The following is a 20,309-nucleotide window of genomic DNA, read 5'->3' as shown; positions in this document are numbered from 1 at the left end:
AAAAGCTGTCCCCAAGGGTGGGCATAGCGCTTTTGTGGGAGCTGGCTTGCCGGCGATGGGCCGCAAAGCGGCCCCAGGGTTGCTCCTGCTACTTGCAATCGTCCTGCTGCCCCTCCCCGGCCATGCTGCGCAAACCATCTGGCCCGCCCGCGCCACCGCGCAGTCGGCCCTGATCGCCGACTACCACAGCCTGACCTGCAGCAAGCAACCGCCACCACCCTATACCGGCAGCCTGCACCTGCAGAGCAAGTACGATCAACGCGATGCCAGCAAGTCGACCTTGCGCGCCGCGCCCGACGCCGACAGCGAGCGCATTGCCCGGCAGGTCAAACAGTTCATCGCAGGCGTGATCCAGGCCGGCAAGCGCTTCCAGAAGGCGAAGAAGCCCCAGGAGGCCAACATGGCCCTGGCCTGCCAGGAGCAGTGGCTGGAGCATTGGGCGCAAGCCGGTGCCCTGCTCGATCCGGATGCCAGCAACACCGGCATGGCGGCGCGCAAGTGGGCGCTGGCGGCCATGGCCGGCGCGGTGCTGCTGACCCAGGCGGCGGCCGACGGCAAGGTCCGCCTCACTCCCGTGCAGCACCGTTGGTTCAGCCAGCTTGGCGAACAGGTGATGCGCGAGTACAGCCCGCGCCGCCAGTCCACCACCGTGTACTTCAACAACCACGACTACTGGGCCGCCTGGGCGGTGGCCGCCGCCGGCATGCTGGTGGGCCGCGACGACTTCATCCGCTGGGCCGACGGCAACCTGCGCCGGGGCCTGGCCCAGGCCGTGCGCAGGGGCGACCAGGCCTACCTGCCGCTGGAGGTGGCGCGCAGCAGGCTGGCTGCCAACTACAGCCAGTACGCCCTGGTGCCGCTGGTGCTGCTGAGCGAATCGGCGCGCGCCAATGGCCTGGCCTGGAGCGACGACGACCAGCGCACCCTCGACCAACTGGCCAGTTTCGCCGCAAGCAGCGTGCTCGCCCCGGACACCCTGCCCGAGCTCAAAGGGCAGCGCCAGACCGAAGTCGCGCCGTACAAGCTGGCCTGGCTGATCCCGTTCCTCGCCCGCCGGCCCGGGCACGCCCTCGCCCGCCAGCTGTACGACAGCGAGGACGGCGAGGTGGACAACTACAGCCAGATCGGTGGCCTGCTCAAGCCGGCCTACCCCACCCTGCCTTGATCAAGGACGTTTCCATGGCACCGTTCAGCCGCTTTTCCCTCACCTGCCTGGCCGCCCTGCTGCTGGCGACGACCGCCCAGGCCGCGCCGGTGATGGACACCCTGCCCCAGGCGCAGCACCAGCAACAGCTGGACCAACTGCGTCGCCAGGTCCGCCAGGCCGTAAGCTTCGAACAGGCCCGTCGAGCGCCTCCCGCTGGCCGCGCCAGCGTGAGCCTGCAACCGATGTTCTCGTCCCAGGCCGGCAGCTGGCCGTTCGAGCCGTTCGTCAACAATGGCCTGTTCCGCGCCATCGCCGGCTACCAGGCGCACCACCCGCAGGCCGTGGTGCTGCGCGGTGGCAGCATCACCCTGGCGCAACTGCATGACGCGCTGCGCGATCCGCGGGTGCTCAGGCCCTACAAGGACGGCTACCTGCTCAGCTACCCGTTGATGATCGGAGCCGATGCCGGGCTGGTGCTCGAGGGCGCCCATCTCTACCTGTACAGTTTTTCCGGCACCGCGCTGATCAACCAGGGCTGGTTGGGGCTGGAGCGTTCGACACTGGAGAGCGTGGCCGGCGACAAACCGGGCAACACCGATCGCGCCTGGCGCCCCTTCGTGGTGGCCTGGGCCGGCAGCCACACCCAGGTGATCGGCTCGACGCTCCGACGCCTGGGCTACAACGCCAACCTGTCCCGGGGCCTGAGCACCGCGCTGAGTACCCAGCAACCCGCCGGTACGCGCCCCGCCACGCTGCTGATCGAAAGCAGTCAGTTCAGCGAATTGTCCAGCGCGGTGGAGCTGCAACACAGCCAGGCGACCATCACCGGCAGCCGCTTCGAAGGTTCGCAGCAATACGCCATCGACGCCCGCGACAGCCAGTTGCACCTGCATGACAATCAGGTGCGGGGCATCGACAACAACAGCGGCGTGCGCCTGCGCGGCCAGACCCGGGCGCTGGTCGAGGGCAACCTGATCCTCGGCGCCGCCAAGGCCGCCATCGAAATCAGCGACCAGCGCGGCGCCGTGTGGCTGGCGGGCAACCGTATCGGCGACAGCCGGGGCAACGGCATCCAGTTGCGCAACCTGGCGCCCACGCCCGAGGCGCCGCTGCTGATCGACGACAACCTGCTGGCCAGCAGCCAGGGCAGCGCGGTGGACGCCAGCGAGGTGGCGGCCCTGGCCCTGGTCGGCAATCGCATCGGCAACACCCCGGAGTACGCCGTCAGCCTGCGCAATGCCACGCTCATGCCGGGCCCGCTGCTGCTCAGTGGCAATCGCCTGGGACAGGTGGGCAAGGCGGTGGTGCGGGTCGAGGGACTGCGGGAGGTCGATTTGGGGAACAATACCTTCGACGGCAAGGCGCTGCTGCAGAACCTGCTGGCCGGTGACCTGCTGGCGCTGCAGGGGCAGGTGCTCGAGGCGACGCTGGTCCAGGGGCGGATGGTGCGGCTGCGTCAGTAGTAGCTCAGGCGACCGGGCGCTGCATCCGCACGAAACACTCGTCCATGCCCACTTCAACGAAGCCCCGGCGCTGGTACAGGCGCCGCGCCGGGTTGCTGGCGAACACCATCAGCCGCAGCCATGGCAGCCGGCGTTGCGCCGCCCAGGTGGCCAATTCCTCCAGCACCCAGCTGCCCACGCCACGGCCACGATACTCGGGCAACAGGTGCAACTCGCGAATGAACAACGCCTGGCGATCCTGGCTGAGGCTGCAGAAACCCAGTACCTGTTCGTCCTCGACCACCAGCCACTGTTCGCGCCAGCCCCAGGCCTCGTCGAAGGCTTCCTCGATCCACAGCAGGTCGAACTCGCGGTAATACGGCAGCATGGCGCGGCGGGTAAGGTCGCGGGCAAACGTCAGGTAGTCATCGCTGGCGGGAATCAGTTCAAGGGGCATAGCACACCGGTGAACTGGCCGGGCCACGGCGCTCCAGCTCATCCTCCAGCCACCGGGCCAGGACCTGGGCGTTGTTGTGCTCGGTATCCTTGCCGGCGTAGAGCAAGGTCAAATCGCCTTTACCGGCCAGGTCCAGCAACGGATACCAGTGCTCGGGGTGGGCGGCCAGTTCATGCTGGTAGCGTTGGGCAAAGCCGGCAAAGTCCAATGCACCGGAGTGAAACGCCTTGCGCAGTACATCGGAGGGCGCCACTTCGCGCAACCACTGCCCATGCAGGTCTTCCTTGCGCTTGTTGCGTGGCCACAGGCGATCGACCAGCACGCGCTGGCCATCCTGCGCATCGATGCTTTCGTAGACGCGTTTGCAGCGGATCATCAGGCACTCCTGCGACATCGTTCCCCTACAAGCCTAGGGCCTTCATTGATCGAGGTCACGGCCCAGTAACGAATTGTTTCTATGCTGGACACCTTCGGCACCACCGCCCGACGCCAACCGGAGCCCTCATGGCAACCCCGTCACTGGCCAGCCAGCCAGACCTGAGCCTGCGCACCCCAGGCCCCCCCCTTGCCCACAAACCCGGACGCGCCACCCTCACCTTGTTCTTCGGCCTGCTGCTGGCGGGCCTGGCCTACACCTTCTGGAGCCTCAAGCAGGACGTCAGCGCCAGCGGCACCGTCGTCACCACCATCACCCCTTTCCTGTTGCTGGGCCTGGCCCTGCTGATCGCCCTGGGCTTCGAGTTCGTCAATGGCTTCCACGACACCGCCAACGCCGTCGCCACGGTGATCTACACCCATTCGCTGCCGGCACCGGTTGCGGTGGTGTGGTCTGGGCTGTGCAATTTCCTCGGGGTGCTGCTGTCCAGCGGCGCGGTGGCCTTCGGCATCATCGCCCTGCTGCCGGTGGAGCTGATCCTGCAGGTCGGCTCGTCGGCCGGTTTCGCCATGGTCTTCGCCCTGCTGCTGGCGGCGATCATCTGGAACCTCGGCACCTGGTGGCTGGGGCTGCCGGCCTCGTCCTCGCATACCCTGATCGGCTCGATCATCGGCGTGGGGGTGGCCAACGCGCTGATGCACGGGCGCGATGGCACCAGCGGCGTTGACTGGGCCCAGGCCAGCAAGGTTGGCTACGCCCTGCTTTTCTCGCCCTTGATCGGCTTCGCCTGCGCCGCCTTGTTGCTGCTCGCCCTGCGTGCGCTGGTCAAGCGCCGCGAGCTGTACCAGGCACCAGAAAGCCAGACGCCGCCTCCCTGGTGGATCCGCGGCGTGCTGATCCTCACCTGTACCGGCGTATCCTTCGCCCACGGCTCCAATGACGGGCAGAAAGGCATGGGCCTGATCATGCTGATCCTGGTCGGCACCCTGCCAATGGCCTATGCCCTGAACAAGACCATGCCCAACGAGCAGGCCCTGCAGTTCTCGGCCGTCGCCGAGGTCACCCGCCAGGCGCTGGTACGGGCCGCCCCCGCGCCCGCCCCGGCCGATCCACGCCAGGTGCTGACCGCGTTCGTCGCCACCCCTGCGGCCAGCCCCGAGCTGCTGCCGGCGCTGGCCGCGCTGACTGGCATGATCGGCGAGGAGGTCAAGGGCTATGGCTCGCTCAAGCGCGTGCCAGCCGAGGCCATGGCCAACGTGCGCAACGACATGTACCTGGCCAGCGAAGCCATCCGCCAGATCGACAAGCACCAGCTGGCCCGCTACGACGCCGACACCGCCCGCCATGTGCAACTGTTCAAGCGCCAGCTGGACGACGCCACCCGCTATATCCCGCTGTGGGTCAAGGTGGCGGTGGCCATCGCCCTGGGCCTGGGCACCATGGTCGGCTGGCGGCGCATCGTGGTGACAGTGGGCGAGAAGATCGGCAAGACCCACCTGAGCTATGCCCAGGGCGCCTCGGCCGAAGTGGTGGCGATGTGCACCATCGGCGCGGCGGATATGTTCGGCCTGCCGGTATCGACCACCCATGTGCTGAGCTCGGGGGTGGCCGGGACCATGGTGGCCAACGGCTCGGGGATTCAACGCAAGACGCTGGTCAACCTGCTGATGGCCTGGGTGCTGACATTGCCGGCGGCGATGGTGCTGGCGGGGTGTCTGTACTGGCTACTCAACCAGCTCTTCTGATCCTGTAGGAGCGGCTTCAGCCGCGATCACCCGCAAAGCGGGTGCCAGGCTCCGCGTTGCCTGCATCGCGGCTAAAGCCGCTCCTACAGAGGTGAGGCGCGATCAAGCGGGAATTTTCAGGCCACGCTGCACGGCCGGGCGCTCGAGGAACCGCGCCAGCACCCGCTGCACGTCCTTGAACCTGTCGAACTCCACCAACTCCCGCGCGTTGTAGCGCTCCACCAGGTTACGCACCCAGGGGAAGATGGCGATATCGGCGATGCTGTATGCATCGACCATCCACTCCCGCCCTTGCAGGTGGCGGTCGAGCACCGCCAGCAGGCGCTTGGACTCATTGACGTAGCGGTCTCGCGGACGCTTGTCCTCGTACTCCTTGCCCGCGAAGAAATGGAAGAACCCCACCTGGCCGAACATCGGCCCGATGCCGCCCATCTGGAACATCAGCCACTGCAGGGTCTGGTAGCGCTGGGCCGGGTCCTGGCTCAGCAACTGGCCGCTCTTCTCGGCCAGGTACTGCAGGATCGCCCCCGATTCGAACAATGGCAACGGTTGGCCCCCCGGCCCATCGGGGTCAAGAATCGCCGGGATCTTGTTGTTGGCGCTCAGGGAGATGAACGCGGGGCTCAACTGGTCCTCGCTTTCGAAGCTGACCTTGTGCACCTCGTAGGGCAGGCCGATTTCCTCGAGCATGATCGAGACCTTGACCCCGTTGGGCGTGGCCAGCGAGTACAGTTGCAGACGCTCGGGGTGTCGCGCCGGCCATTTGCCGGTGATGGGGAATGCGGAAAGTTCGGTCATGGGGGTGCCTTCGCGTTGGGAGCCTTCAATCTAGATGATCTTCGGCCATCCTGAGCATCACCCAGTCGCGGTGCCGCTCGTCGCCACAAGGGAAGATCGCCTCTCCCACCTTGCGAAAGCCGTTGCGCTGATAGAAACGGATCGCCCGGGCGTTCAGTTCATTGACTGTCAGACGCGCCTGGCCATCGACCTGGGCCAGGGTGGTGGTGAGCAACAATTGCGCGGCGCCGGTGCCATGGGCGCAGGGTAGTACATAGCAGCGGGAGATTTCCGCCAGTTGATCGGCCTCGGCAATACCCAGCTTGCCGGGCGCCAGGTCGAGCATGCTGTAGCCCAGCACCTGGCCATCCCGTTCGACCACCAGCAACCGCTTGTGCGGGTGCTCCAGGTGCGCCTGGAAATGTTCGGGCTGGAGATGGTGGGCGATGTAGTGTTGCTGGGCGCTGACCGCGCTATCGGGCGGGCTGGCCAGGGCGAAGGTCGCCTGGCCGACAAGGCTCAGGGCCACGCAGTCTTCGTCACGGGCCGGGCGAATCTGGTAGGGCATGGCAACATCCTGTCGGGCAGCCGGGTCACGTTCGACAATGCCAGCCTTACCCTCCCCTGTCCATCAGCCTCAAAAGTGAAACCGCTTGGCCCTGAACTGGCATTTTTGCCAGTAGACACTCCTGCGCTGGAACTCCATCTTCAGTTGTCACTCTCGCACCCTATTGGAGTATGAACATGACCACCGAAGCAGCTCAGGAAATCGGCATCACAATCTATGGCCAGAACAGCACCTCGGCCAACGCTCTGAAAGTGTATCGACAAGATTGGTTCGATGAAGGATTTGGTTTTGCTATCGAAGCAGTCAGCGACGTAAAACCAGACCAAGCGCAACTTTGGCTGAAGCTGACCGGCTACTGGTGCCCCCAACCTGGCGACTATCTTCTCAGTAATGAAGATCAGGATGAAAAGCCTCACATCCTCATCGAGTTTGGCTACTTCGGCCATACGATCAAGGCAATCGAGGCCGGAACATTCGAACTTCATACGATTGACTATGAAAAACGTTCGTTGACCGGCCGGTTCGAGTTCCCCGTAGAACTGGATAATGCTGGTTTCGACATCGAAAGCTGGGACTTCGATGTCGCAGCCCATACCTGATCAACCTTGCTGGTGCGCCTGGCGCTTGAGCTTCTCGGTGTCGACCCGCACAAATACCGAATCGGCGGTGACCGTCAGTACATCCCCGGCCCAGACCTCGCAGATCACCCGGGTCTTGCGCCCCAGCTCACCCTCGACCCGGGCCTTGAGCAGCAGTTCGACGCCCATGGGCGTGGGCTTGAGGTAGGTCAGGCCAAGCTGGCCGGTGACGCAGTCGATACGCGGCAGGCTGCCAGGTTCGCGGCCTTCGGCACGGTAGTGACAGGCCATGGCGGTCCAGTTGGAGTGGCAGTCGACCAGCATGGCCAGCAGGCCACCGTAGACCAGGCCGGGCCAGCCGGTGAAGGTCGGGTCGGGGGTATGCCGGCACCACAGGTGGATGCCGTCGGCGTCCCAGTGGCTCTGCACATGCAGGCCGCTGGGGTGGGAACAGCCGCAGCCGTAGCAGATGCCTTCGGGGGCGGCGAGTTGTTGCAGGGACAGGGCTTGCTCGGTCATACGCGTCCTTGGCTTGTTGGTGTTGGATAAGGAGGCTGGCTGCCGATGGTATCGCCCTGCGCGGCCTGCGCCAATGCACGAGGCCTGCCCGCAGACAACGCTGGCCTGACGGCAACCGCTCTGAACCGCGATTCAGCCACACTCAGCCCGACCATCCAGACGATTGACTCCCTGCCCGTTCGGTGGTCAGATGCGCGCCAGTTTCAGGTGCCCTGCGCCGCCGCGCGCAAGGTGAAACGGGAAGCCGGTGAGTCGATACCACGACAAGTCCGGCGCTGCCCCCGCAACGGTAAGCGAGCGAACCCTTCGACAGACCACTGTGCACACGCATGGGAAGGTGAAGGTTTCATGCCCCTCGCAAGCCCGGAGACCGGCCTGAGGCTTCACTTGGCAACCCGCGGTGGGCGGGCGCAGGCCGGTATTCGCGTGCGCGCCTGCGCGCGCTTCGCCGTTGCGTGTTTTCCACCGGGATCCATTCTTTCCTGCAGCAGTGGAACGACATGTCCCGTATCAACAAGCTTCACACCCTGGCGGCCTGCCTGGCCGTGTCCCTGCCGGCGCTGGCCGACGAGCAGCCCAGCCCTGCGCTCACCCTGCCCTCCACGGCGATCACCGACAGCCGCGACCCGCAGACCGTCGACCTGGCCACCCCCACCCAGGCCGGTTCACGCCTGAACCTCAGTGCCCTGGAAACCCCGGCGAGCACCAGCAGCATCACCGCCGCGCAGATTCAGCAGCGCAACAACACCACGGTGCAGGATGCCGTGACCCGCTCGCCGGGCATCACCTTCATCGGTACCCCTGGCGATGGCGGCACCGGCTTGTCGGCGCGCGGTTTCACGGGCCAGAGTTCGGTGATGACCCTGTTCGACGGGTCGCGCCTGTACGCCGGTGCCGGCACCCTCACCTACCCGGTCGATCCCTGGATGGTCGAGCGTATCGATGTGATCCGTGGGCCTGCCTCGGTGCTGTATGGCGAAGGCGCCACCGGGGCAACGGTCAACGTGATTCCGAAAAAGCCCTTCAGCGGTGATATCCGCAACCACCTGCGCCTGGGCTATGGCTCCTGGGACCGCCAGCAACTGGGGCTGGACAGCGGCGGCAGCCTGAGCGAGCGCCTGAGCTACCGCGCCACCCTGAACCAGCAGGCGGGCAACGGCTGGGTCGACCGCACCGATTCGCGCAGCCTGGCGTTTTCCGGCGCGCTGCGCTTCGATGCCAGTGACGACCTGAGCTTCACCCTGTCCCACGAACGCGGCGACGCGCAACCTGCCAACTACTACGGCACGCCGCTGATCGACGGCCATCTGCGCAGCAGCGTGCGCAACAAGAACTACAACGTCAGCAATGACGAACAGCGCTACCACGATGAGTGGACACGGCTGACCAGCGACTGGAACATCAGCGACAGCATCAGCGCCAGCAACCAGCTGTACTACATCAAGAGCCGTCGCCACTGGCGCAATGCCGAGGAATACGCCTGGGATGCCGGTGTGATCCAGCGCGGCAGTTTCCTGGAGATCAAGCACAACCAGGAGCAGATCGGCGACCGCCAGAGCTTCACCTTCGATCACTCGCTGTTCGGCCTGGCCAGCAAGACCGTGGTAGGCGCCGAGTACAACAAGATCCGCTTCAACATCGACAGCAACTCGCCCTATGAGGATGGCTACACCGACCCGCTCGACCCTTGGCGGCCGGCGCCCGGCGGGTTCCACAGTGCCGATCCGACGCGCCCGCAGACGCTGTCGAAAACCAGCACCTTCTCGCTGTTCGCCGAAAACCGCACGCAACTGACCGAGCGCCTGTCGCTGGTCACCGGCATACGCCGCGACCAGAACCACATCGACCGCAACGACCTGGTGAAGGACACTCGCGAAGATCAGAGCCTGCGTGGCGGCAACTGGCGCGCCGGCCTGGTGTACGCGCTGACTGACGATCTGTCAGTGTACGGCCAGTACTCCACCAGCGAGGATGGTGTCGGTGACCTGCTGACCCTGCGCCCGGAGCAACGCCTTGAACTGACCGAAGCCAAGCAGACCGAATTCGGCCTCAAGCAACGGTTCTGGGACGGACGCGGCGAATGGACGTTGGCGGCCTACCACATCGTCAAGAAGAAGCTGCCGGTGTACGACGTGGTCTCCAAGCGCAGCCAGCAGGCAGGCCAACAGACCTCCGATGGCCTGGAGGCAAGCCTGGAGCTGGCACTGGGCAATCAATGGCAACTGTCGGGTAACGCTGCCCTGGTGCGCGCCAAGTACGATGACTTCACTCAGCTCAGCCGAGGCGTTTCCTACGACCGGTCTGGCAACCACCCTCAGGACGTCCCACGTCGAACCGCCAACCTGTGGCTGAGCAAAGGCTTCGGGCAAAGCGTCGACACCGGTATTGGCCTGCGCTACGTAGACGCCCGCTATACCAGCGCCGCCAATGACCAACGCGTGCCGGGCTACACCGTGGTCGATGCCAACATCGGCTGGCAGGTGCTACCCGACGTGCGCCTGGGCCTGCAGGTGAACAACCTGTTCGATCGCGAGTACGCCCAGTCGAGCTACAGCGGCGAACAGTGGCTGCTGGGCGCGCCGCGCTCGTATTTCGCCACGGTGGACTACAGCTTCTAGATCGGCCAGGTAACAGCGTGGGAGCGGGCTTGGCCCGCTCCCACAAGAGCCCAGGTCTGACGGCCATCGCGTCGTGCTTGAACATCATCGCGCCAACTGCTCGACTAGGGCCTACGCCCCGTCCACAAGCAGCGCGCCATGACCGACATCCCGCAGATTCCCGCAGCGCCCGTGCACGCGCTTGACCAGCCGCGCACCTTGCTGTTCCTCGCCTACCCGCAGATGGGCCTGCTCGACCTCAGCGGCGCGCAGACGGTGTTCTGGGCCGCGACCAAGGCCCGTGCTGCGCGCGGCCTACCCGGCTACCGGGTGGTCACCGCCAGCCTCGAAGGGGGCCTGGTCCCCACCGCTGAAGGCCTGGCCGTCGCCACCGAGCCACTGGCGCCCTGGCTGCACGAGCCCTTCGACACGCTGGTCGTGCCCGGAGCCCCGGAGATCGTCCGCACCCTCCCTGATCACGCCGAACTGGTCGCCTGGCTGGCCAAGGCCGCCCAACGCGCCCGACGTACCGCTTCGGTATGCAGCGGCACCTTCCTGCTGGCCGCCGCCGGCCTGCTCGATGGCCGCCGGGCCGCCACCCACTGGGCGATGTGCGATGCCCTGCACCGACGCTTCCCGGCCATCGAGGTGGATGCCGAATCGATCTTCGTGCAGCAGGATCAGGTGTGGACTTCGGCTGGCGTCAGCGCCGGCATCGACCTGGCGCTGGCCCTGGTCGAGGCCGACTGCGGCCGCGAGGTGGCCATGCAGGTGGCCCGCGAATTGGTGGTATTCCTCAAGCGCCCCGGCGGCCAGGCGCAGTTCAGCGAACTACTCAAGGCCCAGGGCGAGGACAGCGACGCCTTCGAGACCCTGCACCTATGGCTCAGCGAGCACCTGGGCGACCCGCGCCTGACGGTCGAGCGGCTGGCCGAACAGGCGCGCATGAGCCTGCGCAACTTCACCCGGGTGTACAAGCACAAGACCGGCCGCACCCCGGCCAAGGCCATCGAGGTGTTCCGCCTGGAGGCGGCGCGCCGCTTGCTGGAAAACTCCGACCAGCATATCGAGCAGGTCGCCCGCCAGTGCGGGTTCGGCAGCGAGGAGCGCATGCGCCTGGCGTTCCAGCGTCACCTGGCGGTGACCCCGCGGGACTATCGGGCGCGCTTCGCCCGCAGCGTGCCGCTGGCCGAAATCCAGGGTTCTTTGGCCTAGGGGCAAACCGAGGGGGCGCTTAGCATCTGCACCACGCTTGTCGGGCCGCAATCCAGGCTCACCCACAAGGCGTACCCTTTTTCCACTGCCGCAGCGACAACATCGATAATCGCGGCATCCAGGAGCCCCTCATGAAACAGATCCTGATCATTGGCGCAGGCTTCGCCGGGCTGTGGAGCGCCCTCGGCGCCGCCCGCCTGCTCGACCTGCACAAACGCGACGACGTGCTGATCACCGTGCTCGCCCCCCAGGCTGAACTACACATCCGCCCGCGCTTCTACGAGCCGGACGTGCACACCATGGCCGCCCCCTTGCAGGCGGTGTTCGACGCGGTCAACGTGCGCTTCGTCAAAGGCACGGCCTACCACATCGACCAGGCCAGCCAGGAGGTGGCCTATCGTCAAGCGGGTGGTATCGAGGCCAAGCTGGGTTACGACCGCCTGATCATGGCCTGCGGCAGCCTGCTCAACCGCCCGGCGCTGGCAGGCTTCGACCAGCACGCCTTCGATGTCGACAAGATCGACTCGGCCACCCGCCTGGAGGAACACCTCAAGTCCCTGGCCGCCCGCCCAGACAGCCCGGCGCGCAACACCGTGGTGGTGGCCGGTGGCGGCTTCACCGGCATCGAGACCGCCACCGAGCTGCCCAGCCGGCTGCGGGCGATCCTTGGCGACAAGGTCAAGCCGCGCATCGTCGTGGTCGACCGCGGCGCGAAGATCGGCGCCGCCTTGGGCGACGGCATCCGCCCAGCCATCGAACAGGCATCGGCGGCGCTGGGGATCGAGTGGGTCTGTGGCGCCACGGTGGCGTCGGTGGATGGCGACGGCGTGCTGCTCGACAACGGCGAACGCATTGCCGCCAACACGGTGATCTGGACCGTGGGCTTCAAGGCCAACCCGCTGACCGAGCAGATCAGCGGTGAACGCGACCGACAAGGTCGCCTGCATGTGGACGGCCACCTCAAGGTCATCGGTAACTCGTCGGTGTATGCCGCGGGCGATGTGGCCTACGCTGCCTGCGACGAGGTTGGCAACTTCGCAGTGATGTCCTGTCAGCATGCCATCCCGCTGGGTCGCTACGCCGGCAACAATGCTGCCGCCGAGCTGATCGGCGTGGCACCGATGACCTACAGCCAGCCCAAATACGTCACCTGCCTGGACCTCGGCGCCTGGGGCGCGGTGTACACCGAAGGCTGGGAGCGCACGGTCTCGCCGCCGACGGACAAGGCCGAGGCCAAGCAGCTCAAGCAGCAGATCAATTCGGTATGGATCTATCCGCCGGCAGCGGACCGCGCGGCAGCGCTGGCGGCCGCCGATCCGTTGATCCCGGTGGCCTGACGGTACATCTGCGCGCGCCTACAGGGCATCTCGAATACCGACGATGATGCCCTGCTCACGCAACTGTCGCAGCATCTGCAGCCCCTGCTGCAGGTGCTGATCCCCCAGCGCCCGCAAGCGCTCGCGCCCGGTACCGGGCAAGCCCACCAGCAGCTGCCAGGCCAAAGGCGCCAACCGGGCGAAGCGTACCTGCAGGTCGGCGTCGCGGTACACCAGCAACAAGGTGGGCTGCTCCGGCGCCTCGTCGGGTTGATACTCGGGACCGATGCGCTCCACCGGCCAGCGGTAGGCCAGAACCCGGGCCACGCACGACAGCAGCGGCTCGCCGGCCAGCAGGTCGCCGTCCGGGTCGTGCGGCGGATCCTCGGCGTCGCTCAGGTACAGCTGCGCTTCGATCCATTCGTAGTGCGCCAGCTCCAGCTGCCAGGGAGCGTCCGGCGCGACGCCCTGCAGGTAGTCGATGAAGGCTTCGGCTACTTCGGTAAACAGCGGCGTCTGGCTACGGTAATGGGCGTAGAAGTCACGCACCCGCGCATGCCAGTGCTCATCGCCTAGGGTCCGGCGCATCACCGGAAAACTGCCGGCCAACAGCCCTTCGATGGCGCCATAGAACAATTCGCGGTAGACCTTCAGGCGCCGCGCCTCGATACCGGGCGGCGGCGGGTTGCCGACCGGGTCGCGCAGGTGGCGGGCCAGGGTGAACTGCTGGTTGCGCAGGGTTTTGATCATGGTCTTACGCTCCATGGGCGCGCTGCACATCGCGAATGCGTGCCGTCTCGGCCAGCAACTCGGCCAGCGGCGGGTAGTTGAAGTCGCGCTCGAGCACGGTGGGTTGCGCGCCGAAGCGCTCGCAGGCGTCGGCGAACAAGGCCCAGACATCCTCCTTGACCGGCGCGCCGTGGGTGTCGACCTTCAGGTCCGGCGCCTCATCATAGTGACCGGCCACATGCATGCCCACCACCCGCTCGCGGGGAAGGCCGGCGAGGAAGGCCCGGGCGTCGTAACGGTGGTTGCAGGCGTTGACGAAGACGTTGTTGACGTCCAGCAGCAGGTCGCAGTCGGCCTCGTCGAGCACGGCGCGGACGAAATCCAGCTCGGCCATCGCCTGGTACGGCGCGGCGTAGTAGCTGATGTTCTCCACGGCGATGCGCCGGCCAAGGATGTCCTGGGCCTGGCGGATGCGGGCGGCCACATGGTGGACGGCCTCGTCGGTGAACGGAATCGGCAGCAGGTCGTAGAGGTGACCGTCATCGCAGCAATAGCTCAGGTGCTCGCTGTACATCCGCACCTGGTGGTGGTCGAGGAACTGCCGGGTGCGCTGGAGGAAGCCGAGGTCCAACGGCGCGGTGCCGCCCAGTGACAACGACAGACCGTGGCAGGCGATGGCATAGCGTTCGGCCAGGCGCGCCAGACCCTGGCCGAAGGCGCCGCCGACACCGATCCAGTTCTCCGGAGCGCATTCGAGGAAGTCCACCGCGCCCGCCTCCATGGTCAGCAGGTCGGGCAGCAGGCCGCGGCGCAGGCCAAGACCGGTGTGCAAGGTGTGTTGGGGCATGATCGGAGGGTTCCGTATGGCAGGGATCGGCAACGCGGGGCCGCCCGCCCCCACAGGGCAGATTCCGGTGGGAGCGGACTAGCCCCGCGACAGGCTTCAGGACCTGGTCAGGTGGCTGAACAACCCGTCGGGCATCGCCTTGCCGTTGGCCTTGTAGATCGCCGCCAGATGATCGTGGGCCTCCTGCTCGGAGATGAAGCCATCGTGGTTGCGGTCGATCTTGTCGAAGTCGGCCGCCCGGTCCTTGGCCACCGCCAGGAACTCCTCGCGCGAGACCTTGCCATCATGGTTGCTGTCGGTGCGGGTGAACGAGGCGTCGCCGCACTTGCCCTCACCGCACTTGCCCTCGGCACCGGCCTTGGCGCTGGCGCCACACTTGCCCTCGCCACATTTGCCTTCGCTTTGCGTGACCTTGCCGCTGGCACCGCACTTGCCCTCGCCGCACTTGCCTTCGCCAGGGGTCTTGGCAGCGGCCAGCTGGTAGCCCTGGGCCAACGGTTCTACTGCGAAGGCGCTGTTGCCCAGGACCATGCCGCCGAGCAGGGTGGCGCCGAGCAGGCCGAGGGTTTGACGGGTCGTTTTCATGGTGTCGCTCCACTGTGGTTGGAAAGTGGAGCCATTGAGCCGCAGCGGTGTGTCGCCGGTGTATCGGACCGGGCGTGGTTTTGTATGGCAATGGGTCGGGGCGAGGCGCAGATACACAAAGATACACGAACGGCCCCCTGCTGGCACAGAAGGCCGTGACAGAGGGTTCAGTCCTCCAGTGGCTTGGGCGGCGCTGCGGGTTTGGCCGGCTTGCTCGGCTTGGCCTTGCTGTCCTTGGCCTTGGGCTCGGCTGGCGCCGCCGCCACGGGCTCCGGCGCGGTCACCGCCTGCTCGCTGGCCGGCAGCGCATCGACCGCCTTGAAGATCACCTGCGGGTCGAGCTTATCGCCACTGTCGTCGTCCTTGAGCACATGCCGCTCACCGTCCTTGCCAACCAGGATCACCTTGGTGCCCTTGCTGGCCCCCAGCTTGAGCTCTCGGATCAAAGCCATGGTGGTCTGCTGCTCGAGGTTCTTGTCCTCACGCTTGCCCATCATGTTGGCGACGCTGTACAGCACCAGGCCACGCTCCTTGAATCCGGCCTGGGTCGCAGGCTCTTTCAGCGCCTCTTCCAGGCCACGCAGGGTCGGGTCGGCTGAACTCGGGGCAATGACCACCAACGGCCTGGCCTTGCCCAGTTCCTTGGCCAGCGGGGCATCGCTGTCGGCGGCGTACAGAGGGCCGGCTACGGCGAGCAAGGTGGCGAGGGTCAGTGACCGAACGAGCATGCGCATCTCCTTGTTTTCTCGATAAACCTAAAGACTATGGATCAGGGAGAAAGATCCGACGCGGGAGCCTAAACGAGTTGCCCCAGCCGTGCTCGGCGCAAAGGTAACCTCCGATTACCATGGCCGAGCTGCGATATTTTCCGATACATCGCAGCCCAGTTAGAGCATAGCCCAAAGCCGCGAGGGTTCAGGGAGTGTCCAGCGTGATCGTCCGCGCCCTGCCCATGGCCTCACGGGTCAATTGCAGCATCAGCTCATGCTCGCGCTGCTGATAGGTGATATGCAGATGCTCGATTTCCGACTCCCTGCCACCCAGATCCATGAGCTGTTGCAATGCTTCATGCATCTCTCGGGGTACCTTCAGCCGGTGGGCGTAATTTGCCCTCAGGTAGTCCTGCCAGAACGGTTGTCTGGCCAGGTACTGGGCCAGGCTGGTCGCTGACTGCGCGGCAAGCACCGTATGCCTAGCCCGTAGGATGTCCTGAGGCCTGAGGTCGGGAATCCCGAAATGCAGCATGTCATCCTGCTGGATGGGCAGGTCGAGCTCGCCGCGCAGCGCAATGCGATAGGCCAGGGCGAACTCGATCGACTCATTGCCTGCCCCTAGCCTGATGGCATGCTCCGCTGCCACCTGGTCCAGTACATTCAACCGCCATAGCTGCCCGCCCAGATGCAGCAGGGCGCGTTCAGGGTGACGCGCCAGCTCGCCGTGCCGTGCACGCCACACCAGTACACGCAGCTCAAGGTCGGAAAACCGAATGGTTGCATTGTCCTGGCAGTCGGTGACGGCCGCGTTATCGAACAGTTCGCGCTTGAGCACTGGGTCCTTGGCCATGTGCTCGAACATGTCCAGCAGGCGGATCGCGAAATCCCTGGCCAGCGGCGCAGACTTGAAATTGCCCGAGGTTGTCAGTAACGACAGGGTATCGAACAAGTCCTTGGCGTCCTCATCCGTTACAAATCGCGTCCAAAAGGCGGACATCTCTTCACGCCTGTCATCTGGCGCGACATCCATCCAACGCAGGCGATACGGGACCCGGCTATCCTCCAGCCAATGCCAGCTACTCAGCGACTGCGATGACGCCTCTAACAGGTTGCCACGCAGGTCTACCCGCCCTCCCCTCCACACCTGCGACCTGTGAAAGTCCTCGGGCACCCCGTGCAGGGCATTGTCTGCGAGATCCAGCGTGTTCAGCTCCGTGCTATCCATGATGCCATAGGGGAAGCTGTCCAGTTGACAGCCTTGAAGGTGCAGCGCATTGAGCCTCGGCATGCCAAAGACCGAAAAGCTCCTGCGCAATGGGTTGCCTGAAAGGTTGAGGTACACCAACGAACGACAACTGGCCAGGACCAAAGCCTGGCCTTCATCCAGGGCAATCTGGTTGCCTGACAAGTCGAGCACCTGCAGATGCGCAGTGAGCGTTTCCGGCAAGGGGAGACGCCTGAGCCGACAATTGGTGATCTCCAGGCTGCGCAAATTGGGAAACGCCCCAAGGAAGTCATCCGCAACCGTTTCCAGGCGCATGTTGCGCAGCTCGAGGACCGAGATATGGGGAAAGTTGATGGACGGAGGGATGCGCGGCAGATGCCGAAGACGACTATGAGCAAAAATCAGCATATAACGCCCCATCTGCGGCAGGCCACCGACCAGCTCGGGTACCAGGCAACGCCAACAGTCGATCAGGTCCTTGCGAAAGGCACGCCGGGCCAGCAATTCCAGCGAGGGGAATGCACCCCGCACCCACCGGTCCATGTTGTTGCGCAGCACGTTGTACTGCTCTTCCAGCGCATCCAGACGCACCTGCGCGTCCGCTGCCTCAAGCCAACGCCCCACCTGTTCGTCGCTGAACGCAGGATACAGGTCCCGCAGCCGTGCCCCGAGAGCCCGCGGCGCACGCACACCCAACGTGGCCCAGAACCTGCCACCGCTCAAGGGATAGCCGATCCGGCCATCCGCGAGCCGATGCGGGGCCAGGAAGGCGCCGCTTTGCCGGCCCCGGCCCAGCCAGTCGAGAATCATGCTCCGCTGGTCGATGGCCTGCGTCGCGAGTCTCGCCCGCAAGGTCAGGGCCAAAGGCTCGTCCAGGCCGAGCGCGGCACGCTGCTCGTCGTTGAAGGCCCTGCTCAGTACGTCGAACAATTCGCCCGAACCCGCAGGCGCCGCCTCGAGTGTACGACGGCTGAATACACCGTCGCGATGGACCAGGTCCAGAACTGCTCCATCACCCTGCGTGGCCAGCAACGGCTGGCTGGCATCGCCGTCGAACAAACGCCAAGCCGGGCCGGAGGATGCCCCCGGCAAGCGCGCCAGCAGATTCAGGACGACCTGCGCAAGATCCAGCGTTTGCGGCGTATCGAATGTCAGCGCCTCGTGCACGCGCACCGTGCGAATGCTCAGAACCTGGTCCCTGGCCGCCTCGGCCATGCATAGCGGTACCCGCCGCGTATCCAGCAGGGCTGCACGATCATCGTCACTGGCCGTGTGCCAGACCTCATCCGCTGCCAGGCGGTGCAGGCCGGCAAAATCCCGGCGCAGGATCGAACTGGCGTCAGTATCGGGAAAGGCCGCTTCGTACATCTGCTGCAACAGGTCGCGACGCTGAGCCAAAACCCGTTCGGCAAGGGCCTGGCCAGCCTTGCCCTGGGCGCCGGGCAAGGCCTGCGCCCTCTGCAACAGCGCCATGTCGGTGATCGGCAGTCCACCGCGCAGTTGGTCGCTCAGGTCCTGGATGCGACCCGCCAACAGGATCCGGTTGGCCGTGTCGGTTACCAATGCGTTGGCGCGCCTCCCATAGACATGCCATTCCCGCAGATGGTCCTCTTGTAGACCATGAATAGTCATGAGCTGATCGATCTGATGCCCGTCGAGGTCGCTGAAAGGTTTGCCCAGCCGGCGAACCATCATGTGCGAATCGTTCCACTCGGCCGGTTGCTCGTGCCAGAGCCGCCACCCCCCCGCGTCGTTGTGACGCAACTGCGGGCCATATCCCTGGTAGGGCAGCAGCCGGAACGGTTCGTCGGCGTGTTCCTGGGTGACTCGATACCAATGCCCTTGCATCTCGATCCAGCAACGCCCACCCTGTCGACGGATGCCCTGCCCATCCATCACCTCGCTGCCCGGCGGGACCTCGCTGCGGTAAGGCTGAAGATCGCCGTTCCACAATTTTTCACTGCCGTCGTCCAGCCGCGCGGTGACCAAGGCATCCACTTCGGACCAGGCGCGGCGTACCACGCCGACGGTGGCCGCGGTCGCAGCCACGGCCAGCGAGCGCTTGCCGACATTCAACCAGTGTTCCAAGGCGGCATCACGCTCGTCGTCACGCCAATCGCCGATGGCCTGGAACGCTTCCTGGAGCAGTTCATAGACCATCACCGCGGCCAACAAGGCGCCCAGCACCGGCACGAACAACCCGGCCACGGCAAGCAACCCCCAGCCCTCGGCGCGTAGACACTTGTCGTGCTCGGCCTGGACCTCGCGATCCAGCTGGGCCACGGGAGGCGCGATCATCGCCGCATCGTCCTTGATCTGCGCAATCCAGGCATCGGCAAGATGCTCGAACAGCGCCGGCGGATAGCCCGTGGTCTGCTCATCGAGATCGCGGGTCGCCCAGTCCGGCACATCGTCAAGGCGCTCGCTGATCGCAGTGAACACACGACGGCTGTCGCGTCGGCGCACAAAACGACTGAAAAAGCGGCGGTAGTCATTCTTGCGCAACCGCTTGCCCAGCACGCGGCGGGTATAGTCCTGCAGATCGTCATTGGCACTCCACGGCCCTTGGGGGTCGCCCGGCATATACACCAGCACCCGTTTGCTCGAGTTGTAGATCAATCCCTCGTCGATGACATCCAGCACGACGATACGCTGCACGGGGCAACCAAAGACCTTGAGTTGCCGAACATGGACCGGGGCGCCTTGAAGCCTGCCGGGCTGGTTGTCGCGACACAGCCCGATCACCCATTGCAGCTCGACCTCGCTGAGCACTCCCAGCGCCTTGGCCCGCAGAGCATCGGCCAGCATGCTGCTGCGCAGGAACTGCGCCAGCGACGCCCTGATGCCTTGCCCCCCTGCGTCGGCAAGTAGAATCGAGTCCAGGTGTTGCTGATACTGGCGCCCCAGGTCCAGCGTGCGACACACCGCAGCGAAGGACAACGCCGACAGTCCGGTCTGAACCATACCCTTGCCGTCGACTACGGCATTGCGTCGCGGCTGCTGATACCGCTCCTCCTCGGTGAAATTGCGCAGTGCCGCCTCAAGCAATGGCACGTCGTAGTAGTCGCTGGCGGGAACGGGTACACGCCCGGTAAAGACGCTGACAGTATGTGCGTCGTAGACATACCAGCGGCGAAAATACAGGGCTCCGACATCCGGGCGGCCATAAGGCTGGAGCGCCAGCTGCAACAAAGGCCTGGCGAAGGCATCGATGTTGCGAACCCTCGCAAACGCGCTCGACAAGCGCCGGTTGCACTCCAGAAGCTGGCGCAGGGCATCGCCCAGCAAGGCGAACTCCAGCTCGCTCAAGCGTATTACCCAAGATGGCAGACGCTTTGCGATTACCTGGTCCTGGTATGCCTGCGCGACGGCAATGGAGTCGATAGCGTTCGGCTGCTGACGGGGACTTTCCTTCATGATTGCCTCCAGAATGCGTGGAGGCATCAAACTAGCCAACGCCAGGCACCGTCGAT

The 20,309-nt window shown here is 65.4% G+C and carries 17 protein-coding genes and 1 riboswitch; of the genes, 7 read left to right on the top strand and 10 right to left on the bottom strand.

The genetic code is table 11. From position 1 onward, the window contains the following. Nucleotides 1-55: 55 nt before the first annotated feature. Complete coding sequence (locus tag ACQ4OD_RS18255) at nt 56-1,165, top strand: polysaccharide lyase (RefSeq protein ID WP_430944710.1); 1,110 nt, start codon at nt 56-58, stop codon at nt 1,163-1,165. A gap of 14 nt (nt 1,166-1,179) precedes the next feature. After that, entirely contained in the window at nt 1,180-2,610 is a 1,431-nt protein-coding gene (locus tag ACQ4OD_RS18250) for a right-handed parallel beta-helix repeat-containing protein (RefSeq protein WP_430944709.1), read from the top strand. A gap of 4 nt (nt 2,611-2,614) precedes the next feature. On the opposite strand, the gene ACQ4OD_RS18245 is transcribed toward ACQ4OD_RS18250, so the two are convergent. Together ACQ4OD_RS18245 and ACQ4OD_RS18240 are read right to left on the bottom strand one after the other, a co-directional pair. Further along, the gene (locus tag ACQ4OD_RS18245) at nt 2,615-3,046 is read right to left on the bottom strand and encodes a GNAT family N-acetyltransferase (protein WP_430944708.1); all 432 of its coding nucleotides are present in this window, start codon (nt 3,044-3,046) and stop codon (nt 2,615-2,617) included. Then, nucleotides 3,036-3,422 (bottom strand): DUF488 domain-containing protein, encoded by a 387-nt coding sequence (locus ACQ4OD_RS18240; protein WP_430944707.1) that lies wholly within the window; start codon nt 3,420-3,422, stop codon nt 3,036-3,038. Before ACQ4OD_RS18240 ends, ACQ4OD_RS18245 begins: the two co-directional genes overlap by 11 nt. 128 nt (nt 3,423-3,550) lie before the next feature. Between ACQ4OD_RS18240 and ACQ4OD_RS18235 the strand changes: the two genes are divergently transcribed. Next, nucleotides 3,551-5,167 carry an inorganic phosphate transporter gene (locus tag ACQ4OD_RS18235; RefSeq protein WP_430944706.1) on the top strand — a complete coding sequence of 539 codons (1,617 nt, stop codon included), beginning with the start codon at nt 3,551-3,553 and terminating at the stop codon, nt 5,165-5,167. Between the two features lie 102 nt (nt 5,168-5,269). Here the strand turns inward: ACQ4OD_RS18235 and ACQ4OD_RS18230 are convergent, their stop codons facing one another. Beyond that, complete coding sequence (locus ACQ4OD_RS18230) at nt 5,270-5,965, bottom strand: glutathione S-transferase N-terminal domain-containing protein (RefSeq protein WP_430944705.1); 696 nt, start codon at nt 5,963-5,965, stop codon at nt 5,270-5,272. Nucleotides 5,966-5,990: 25 nt separating this feature from the next. Continuing rightward, entirely contained in the window at nt 5,991-6,512 is a 522-nt protein-coding gene (locus ACQ4OD_RS18225) for a GNAT family N-acetyltransferase (protein WP_198753985.1), read from the bottom strand. A gap of 176 nt (nt 6,513-6,688) precedes the next feature. Here ACQ4OD_RS18225 and ACQ4OD_RS18220 point away from each other — a divergent pair, with 176 nt between their 5' ends. Further along, entirely contained in the window at nt 6,689-7,111 is a 423-nt protein-coding gene (locus ACQ4OD_RS18220; protein WP_198753984.1) for a hypothetical protein, read from the top strand. On the opposite strand, the gene ACQ4OD_RS18215 is transcribed toward ACQ4OD_RS18220, so the two are convergent. Then, nucleotides 7,112-7,609, bottom strand: coding sequence for a PaaI family thioesterase (locus ACQ4OD_RS18215; protein WP_198753983.1), 498 nt, complete (start codon nt 7,607-7,609; stop codon nt 7,112-7,114). Between the two features lie 188 nt (nt 7,610-7,797). After that, a riboswitch (cobalamin riboswitch) is annotated at nt 7,798-8,002 on the top strand. A gap of 107 nt (nt 8,003-8,109) precedes the next feature. Between ACQ4OD_RS18215 and ACQ4OD_RS18210 the strand changes: the two genes are divergently transcribed. The 3 genes from ACQ4OD_RS18210 (at nt 8,110) to ACQ4OD_RS18200 (ending at nt 12,758) form a co-directional block, all read left to right on the top strand. After that, nucleotides 8,110-10,227, top strand: a complete 2,118-nt coding sequence (locus ACQ4OD_RS18210; protein WP_258600429.1) for a TonB-dependent receptor — start codon at nt 8,110-8,112, stop codon at nt 10,225-10,227. 138 nt (nt 10,228-10,365) lie between these two features. Beyond that, nucleotides 10,366-11,421, top strand: a complete 1,056-nt coding sequence (locus ACQ4OD_RS18205; protein WP_430944704.1) for a GlxA family transcriptional regulator — start codon at nt 10,366-10,368, stop codon at nt 11,419-11,421. A 131-nt stretch (nt 11,422-11,552) separates the two neighbouring features. Then, the gene (locus ACQ4OD_RS18200; protein WP_102684113.1) at nt 11,553-12,758 is read left to right on the top strand and encodes an NAD(P)/FAD-dependent oxidoreductase; all 1,206 of its coding nucleotides are present in this window, start codon (nt 11,553-11,555) and stop codon (nt 12,756-12,758) included. A gap of 18 nt (nt 12,759-12,776) precedes the next feature. Here the strand turns inward: ACQ4OD_RS18200 and ACQ4OD_RS18195 are convergent, their stop codons facing one another. From ACQ4OD_RS18195 to ACQ4OD_RS18175, 5 genes are all read right to left on the bottom strand, one after another. Further along, nucleotides 12,777-13,487, bottom strand: a complete 711-nt coding sequence (locus tag ACQ4OD_RS18195; protein WP_430944703.1) for an HvfC family RiPP maturation protein — start codon at nt 13,485-13,487, stop codon at nt 12,777-12,779. Nucleotides 13,488-13,491: 4 nt separating this feature from the next. After that, complete coding sequence (locus tag ACQ4OD_RS18190) at nt 13,492-14,313, bottom strand: HvfB family MNIO-type RiPP peptide maturase (protein WP_139670083.1); 822 nt, start codon at nt 14,311-14,313, stop codon at nt 13,492-13,494. Nucleotides 14,314-14,409: 96 nt separating this feature from the next. Then, complete coding sequence (locus ACQ4OD_RS18185; RefSeq protein ID WP_139670081.1) at nt 14,410-14,898, bottom strand: HvfA family oxazolone/thioamide-modified RiPP metallophore; 489 nt, start codon at nt 14,896-14,898, stop codon at nt 14,410-14,412. Between the two features lie 167 nt (nt 14,899-15,065). Continuing rightward, nucleotides 15,066-15,626 carry a DUF4174 domain-containing protein gene (locus ACQ4OD_RS18180; RefSeq protein WP_139670079.1) on the bottom strand — a complete coding sequence of 187 codons (561 nt, stop codon included), beginning with the start codon at nt 15,624-15,626 and terminating at the stop codon, nt 15,066-15,068. A gap of 187 nt (nt 15,627-15,813) precedes the next feature. Next, nucleotides 15,814-20,253, bottom strand: coding sequence for an NEL-type E3 ubiquitin ligase domain-containing protein (locus ACQ4OD_RS18175; RefSeq protein WP_430944702.1), 4,440 nt, complete (start codon nt 20,251-20,253; stop codon nt 15,814-15,816). Nucleotides 20,254-20,309 lie beyond the last annotated feature (56 nt).

Source organism: Pseudomonas sp. WC1 (assembly GCF_050586565.1).
GTDB lineage: Bacteria > Pseudomonadota > Gammaproteobacteria > Pseudomonadales > Pseudomonadaceae > Aquipseudomonas.
Note: the sequence above shows the minus strand (reverse complement) of the source record. Positions and strands in the feature narration are given on the sequence as shown.